General features: G+C 40.5%; 4 protein-coding genes. 1 reads left to right on the plus strand and 3 read right to left on the minus strand.

Going from position 1 to position 6,019, the window contains the following annotated elements:
* Positions 1 to 802: 802 nt before the first annotated feature.
* Complete coding sequence (locus tag J2Z65_RS34225; protein ID WP_167064873.1) at positions 803 to 1,084, minus strand: hypothetical protein; 282 nt, start codon at positions 1,082 to 1,084, stop codon at positions 803 to 805.
* Positions 1,085 to 1,943: 859 nt separating this feature from the next.
* Here J2Z65_RS34225 and J2Z65_RS34230 point away from each other — a divergent pair.
* Complete coding sequence (locus J2Z65_RS34230; protein ID WP_167064876.1) at positions 1,944 to 3,422, plus strand: S8 family serine peptidase; 1,479 nt, start codon at positions 1,944 to 1,946, stop codon at positions 3,420 to 3,422.
* Between the two features lie 374 nt (positions 3,423 to 3,796).
* Here the strand turns inward: J2Z65_RS34230 and J2Z65_RS34235 are convergent, their stop codons facing one another.
* Together J2Z65_RS34235 and J2Z65_RS34240 are read right to left on the minus strand one after the other, a co-directional pair.
* A complete protein-coding gene (locus J2Z65_RS34235) occupies positions 3,797 to 4,192 on the minus strand; it encodes a hypothetical protein (protein WP_167064880.1) in 396 nt (131 codons plus the stop codon).
* 238 nt (positions 4,193 to 4,430) lie between these two features.
* Positions 4,431 to 5,669: a hypothetical protein gene (locus J2Z65_RS34240; RefSeq protein WP_167064883.1), complete on the minus strand. Its 1,239-nt coding sequence runs from the start codon at positions 5,667 to 5,669 to the stop codon at positions 4,431 to 4,433.
* Positions 5,670 to 6,019 lie beyond the last annotated feature (350 nt).

A 6,019-nucleotide genomic window follows, 5' to 3' on the forward strand; every position in this document is an offset into this window, starting at 1 on the left:
TTCCGAGTGCCGGGTCAACATGCGCTGGTGTATTCCCCGAAAGCGTAATGAGCATTAGGAAAATGCTGCTCATGGTATCTGTTTCTTTAAGTGTGAGTATGCCGCAGCACCCGAGTGAGTATAATACTTGCTTTACATCCGACAACAACATGAATAAAAATGAGCTGGGCAGCTCCCAGCTCATTTCTTTACACGCACATGAGATCAGGCGTTACATTACTCATAACTCTAACCTCTTCGAACATCTGCTTTTGATATTCAACGATTTCTTCTTGGGAATATATGTCCAGTGAAAATAAAGGTTTAGATTGAGGGGCTCGATTTAACGTGGTTTATGGAGATTGAAAACGCCAGACTTTGAAAAATAAGTATTAGACTGACTAAAAAATGAAACAGCGGCGGCCCGAGACTTTAAAAATAAAGTCTTAGACTGGCGCTGTCTTTGTTCAACTAACGTATCCGTTAGTTGAATGTTCATTGGATAAAAGTATGCAGTTTATTAGATGATTTTTTCAAGATTATCAATGATATTTTTTATAATCGACTTTTTGTGGTGTTAAGTGTCTCTGAATCAAGAATTCTCCTTAAAAAGTCCAATATCTTTTCCCTGCTTGGAACCCCATAGACCTTGCATAACAATAAAAAAATCCCCATTGAACGGGGTTCTGAAACCGTAAATATTTGTGTTGTATGACAACTCTTCCTGCAAAAACTACTCGAAACGTTTACACCCTTCACCTCTTCACCTGTCTGCATTGATGTATTTATTTGAATAGAGAACTCTCTCTTAAAACAGTTCATTTCATCGTCTAAATAGAACATCTTTTATTGTGTTAGTAATTAAATCCATGATTCCCATTGTCTCATAGTTTTTAAACGTTTCATTATTCAATTCCTGATCTCCACCTAAAGTAAACCCATCATATTTCCCATTCTTGAACGTAAGTGCTAAATCATATGAATGCCCAGTTTGGTTATGTAGAATTTTAGAGATGGCAATTATGTCAGAAGTTTCACCCTCAAAAACAGTGAAACCTTTAGACTCAAGTTTTTGATAAACTTCTTTCGCAAATTTAATATCCATCTGTATACTCCCCATCCTTGTATTTTCTAAACTCACCAGCTGATGGCACATTCGACTACAAGTATAGTTCTTATTGATTATATTACATGCATCGTACGTGCAATACAAATATCTCCTGATTACATTAATTTACTGGAAAAACGGACTAAACGTATACCAGGCGCGCCTGCCTAGAGAGACGAATCCATGAATACATTGGAGGCGGCATTCTTTTAATTTGCCAGGCTACGAGCTCAAGGCCATTGAATTCAAACTGAACGCGTCTCGTCTGAAGCCGTTAACGAAAAGAAGCTGCCGATCGTTGCCGGCAGCTTCGTCCTTCGATGTTAATTCGATAATCGTTCTCTGTTTGTTTAATAAATTAAAGGTCATCTTTGCTTTCTGAATTTATTTACTTCTATTATCAATTCGATCGAGCAAAAAGCCACCGTTAAAATACCAATAAAAGATAAAATATAGAGTATGCATCTAACTGTAATATAAGCGATTGGCATGCTATCGAAAAGATTCTGTATTGTATTAAATGCAATAGAATTATTTAAAAAAAGAAGAAGAACTCCAGCTAATACTCCGTAAAGTAAATTTTTTTTTATGATCCATAATCTATAAAAACCTCCTTTTTATTTCTGCCCGTTACTTGAGAAAGGGCAACCAATCCACCTGGACTGGCTGCATTTTCACATTGTTATTAAGCTATAGTTTCCGTTAGTTTAATAATCAATTAGCATGAATTGACCATTCGTCAAAAAAAGAACGGAATCGACATCACAATTGGTTCGATCAACTCATGTTCTTTATGTATTCTGTCACTTACAATTTATTAGAACTGCAATTTTTCTTAAATTGAAGGAGGGCTTTTATGAAGCGTAAGTGGACAACCCTAGTTGTATCCGGTATCTTCGCGCTCTCAACGCTAATGGGTAGCGGCATATCTGCGATGGCAGCATCGAAGAGCAGCACAGGTGGAACAGCAGTTTCAGCCAAAACGTATGTAATTGCATTCTCGAACCAGCTTCCGACTGGTTATGCAGCAATGATTCAAGCGGCAGGCGGGCAGGTTGTTCGGGCCATTCCTGAGATCGGTGGATTGGAGGTACGTTCGTCCAGTACCGAATTTATGACAAAGTTGCAGTCAGTCAAGGATATTGCTGCTGCCAACGTTCAGATGGTACATAAGCTTAGCGATGGTACAGTAGATCCTTCAGCTGCTGACGGTCAGCCAGTTACAGATATTCCCCAGCCAGAAGTAACGAACAACTACTGGAATTATCAGGGGGACATTAAGAAAGTTACGAATAACGGAGCCTCGTTTGCAATTGAAACTGGCGGCACTGGCGGCACGCATAAGGCAGTTGTAGGCATTATCGACAGCGGTATTGATGCCAATCATCCCGACTTAAAAGCTAACTTCCTCGGTGGCATGAACTTTGTACCCGCAGGAACAGATACCAGTGAAACCGGTGATCCTGACGATCTACTGGACCGAGAAGGACACGGAACGCATGTGGCAGGGTCGATTGCTGGGAACGGCAAAATCAGAGGGGTCGGCCCGAATCTTGGCATCCGATCCTACCGCGTATTTCCTGGTGGACAAGGTGCGCCTACGGCCTGGATTGTAGCTGCTATCATTCAGGCAGCGAATGATAAGGTTGACGTCATTAACATGTCGATCGGCGGTTTTGACTCCCAAAAGTATTATATAGATGGTACCAAATACTCGGATGTTGCTGACATTTTGCTTTGGAAGCGTGCCATTCAATATGCTGTAAACCATAATGTTACGGTGGTAACGGCAGCTGGTAATGAAGGTCTCAACCTACGCGATAACAAAGCGATGACCGATTATCTAAATGCTACATACGGTTCCCCTGGTGTAGTATTTAAAGGGAAAACAACAGAAACACCTGGCCAAATCAATGGTGTCATCAATGTTTCATCCTCGAACAAGTGGTCGACGAACAGTATCGCATTTTACTCCAATTATGGGTTAAATCAAATCGATGTAGCAGCACCAGGCGGCGATAATGGGCCAGAATATGCTGCATCACTGGATTTGAACCAACGGGATTTCCACTATCGCGCGCTAAGCACATGGCCTACCTATTTGCCTTCGTACTTCACTTCAAACCTGCATAGCTACGCGCTGCTCCACGGTACATCCATGGCAGCCCCGAAAGTGGCTGGTATTGCAGGCGTCATTAAAGCGGCACATCCAGAATTGAACCCTGCTCAAGTAGCAGCGTTAATCAAAAAAACGGCGATCGATTACGGCACAACCGGTAATGATGTCTTTTATGGCGCAGGTGAAGCAAATGCGTACAATGCACTAGTCAAATAGTTCATTCAAACAAGCCCTTTGCCAAAACGGCGCTGGGCTTGTTTGATCATGGTCTTTTCCCTTATCCTCTACATTCTCGCAGCTAAACATAATCCATCCGAAAATTCTACTTTATAACATAAGTTATTTTCCATTAATTAGGAAGCTGCGTGCACTTTACATGGCAAGTCTGCCTTTCCTCATCCAAAAGCGAGTCGCCATTATGAACATCTCATACTATTGTCCAGCCATTTGGTATTGGTAATGGTGTGTCTATTGCCAATGCTTTTCTGTAATATCTTCGCTATTCAGCCCAATAGCTTAATGAGGCTACCATTGCGGCAGCCTCATCTTGCAGGAAACTGAACATATGTTCTCCATTAGTTGAGAACTTATTAAATTCCTTCGTTGTCACATTCCAAACTAAATATAGTTTGTGGAGTATATAAATTCCCATGGCAATCCTCTACAACTGTGTCAGAATACTCATTCAAAAAACTTTCACAGAACTCTTGTGCCATTTTTTCGCTCAGTTCATATTCCAAACTACTTGGTTCAATCTGTATAATTAGCTTAGGCAAAAGATTGAAGCTTTGCCTTATTTCCATTAATTCTTTTTGAAAGAAATCCTCATTTATTTGATTTGAATAATAAATCCACAACGATGCATCTCCTTTCTCAATCACAAAATCATCAACGATATTTAAATAGCCACCTTTTCTCTGTACGAAAATATTTAATTCAGTTTTAGTGATATGGTGCTCTTTAAAAAGTGTATAAACTTTAGACACTATCTGCTCACTCCTCTTAATAATGTCTTTTTAAGATAACTGAAAATTTTCATACTTAAAGTATTCGCGAAGGGATTAAGCTATGCTACCCTTTAGCTTAACGAGCATCGTCGGTCAAATTATTTTCTCAGTCTAACTGTATACCACTTTGATATCCTCAATTTTGAAATGCAAGAAACCAGCAAGCACACGGAGCACAAGAGTTTGCTGGTTTCTTCACCTTATACGTATAGCTCCATTAGAGTCTTACCCATTTGAATCCCTTCCATGTGTTAATGTAATACCACATTTGTCCATTGGGTGAAATCCATACACGTAAAGCCGTTACGAATTGCCTTGAAAATGTCAAAGCATTGTTCATCGCTAAACTATCCTCATATGGCGTATCTAACGCAATGGAAGTGGTAGATAACTCAATGCTAAGTTGGCTCTTTTTTACACCGAGCTTCTGGTCATTCTCGAAGTCTCCGGTCAATCGTGACGCAATTTCCTGAGATGGATTGATCCATTCACCAGCGCCGGAATCTTTAGTTATAGTAAAATACCAATCGTTCTTTTTGCCAATTGTGTGTACTGCTTGTGGTGGTTCTTCAGATGTAGAAGCTTCATTGTAACTGTCGGGTGTTTTGTAATAATGGAAGGGCACGGGAAGATCAATTGTCAGATCGACGTGTTCGATTCCTTCAATTCCAAGTCCATAGTCGCTATCCAAATGAATCCATCTTAGCCCTTGCGATGTATCAAGCTGATACCATACACTAGCACCAGCCATACTTGTGCGCATGTATTTAGCTAGCGGTTTAACCAATTGAGGTTTTAGCTTGGCTTCATTAGCTATTGGTTCATCAAAGGGGAACATATACACAGCGCTTTCCTGAGCAATTGGTATAAGTCCATCTACAGCGATTCCTTTGTACTTCTCAGCGAATTCGTAAGGACGAATCCATTTGTCACCAAGCCATGATGTGTGAATCAAATACCACTTATCTTCAGACCTGCATGGTGTATACGGATCGCACGTACTTAAAGAGGCAATCGCCTGAACCTTCTGAGGAGCTAGCTTATAATCCGTGATTTTCAAAGGTGCATCGTATATCTGAGTTTCCATATCTAGCAAAGTCAGGTTTTCATCTTGGGTAACTAACTTGCCGTACTTATATGATCCCTCTTTTAAGTTGATCCAAACATTACCAAGCCATGTTTCAACTTGTATCTTTTGCATACTCATGATGTCGAGCAACATGCTATTCTTAATCGGAGCTAAGTGAACGGATTGAAGCGCGCTAAGAGCACCTAAAGCTTCATTCGGTCTTGTATCTTTCGATGCATATAAAGTAAACCCATCAAGAAGCGTAATATAAGGCATAGCACTTGATGCGGCAAGTCCCTGCTCTGCGTAAGAGCTCTGCGGCGCTGATAACACAGCAACCATTGTGGCCAGTATCCATGTCAGATATTTTTTGTTAATGGGAATCATCTCCTATCCTAATTAGACGATAGCTAAAGGTAGAAAGTTACGGTTTTCATTGGAGAAGACGAAATAACAGACTAATTTCGTTGAATGTATACGATAGGACGGAATATCCACTAGGCTTGCTCTTGTATTTGGGTTTAAATTAACCGATTAGCAACTCATACAACCAAAACATATCCATAAAGATGCTGCCGTTTAACTAATGAGGCTCCCAGTACGTTGCCGCGGAAACCTAGTTGTGTGGTTTATTCAGCTATAGTTCCTCGTTAGCCATCCATGCCCCTAACGGGGCACCACGGACAAATGAAAATTTGTTGAGTTTGGCTATAATGTTAATACGGCTGGCGAGGAAG

Origin of the sequence: Paenibacillus aceris, from assembly GCF_017874035.1 — a bacterium.
GTDB classification, from domain to species: Bacteria; Bacillota; Bacilli; order Paenibacillales; family NBRC-103111; genus Paenibacillus_E; species Paenibacillus_E aceris.

What these genes read in the sequence shown, in the direction of transcription:
- J2Z65_RS34240 (WP_167064883.1), bottom strand. Translation starts at nt 5,669, where the DNA reads ATGATTCCCATTAACAAAAAATATCTGACATGGATACTGGCCACAATG.
- J2Z65_RS34225 (WP_167064873.1), bottom strand. Translation starts at nt 1,084, where the DNA reads ATGGATATTAAATTTGCGAAAGAAGTTTATCAAAAACTTGAGTCTAAA.
- J2Z65_RS34230 (WP_167064876.1), top strand. Translation starts at nt 1,944, where the DNA reads ATGAAGCGTAAGTGGACAACCCTAGTTGTATCCGGTATCTTCGCGCTC.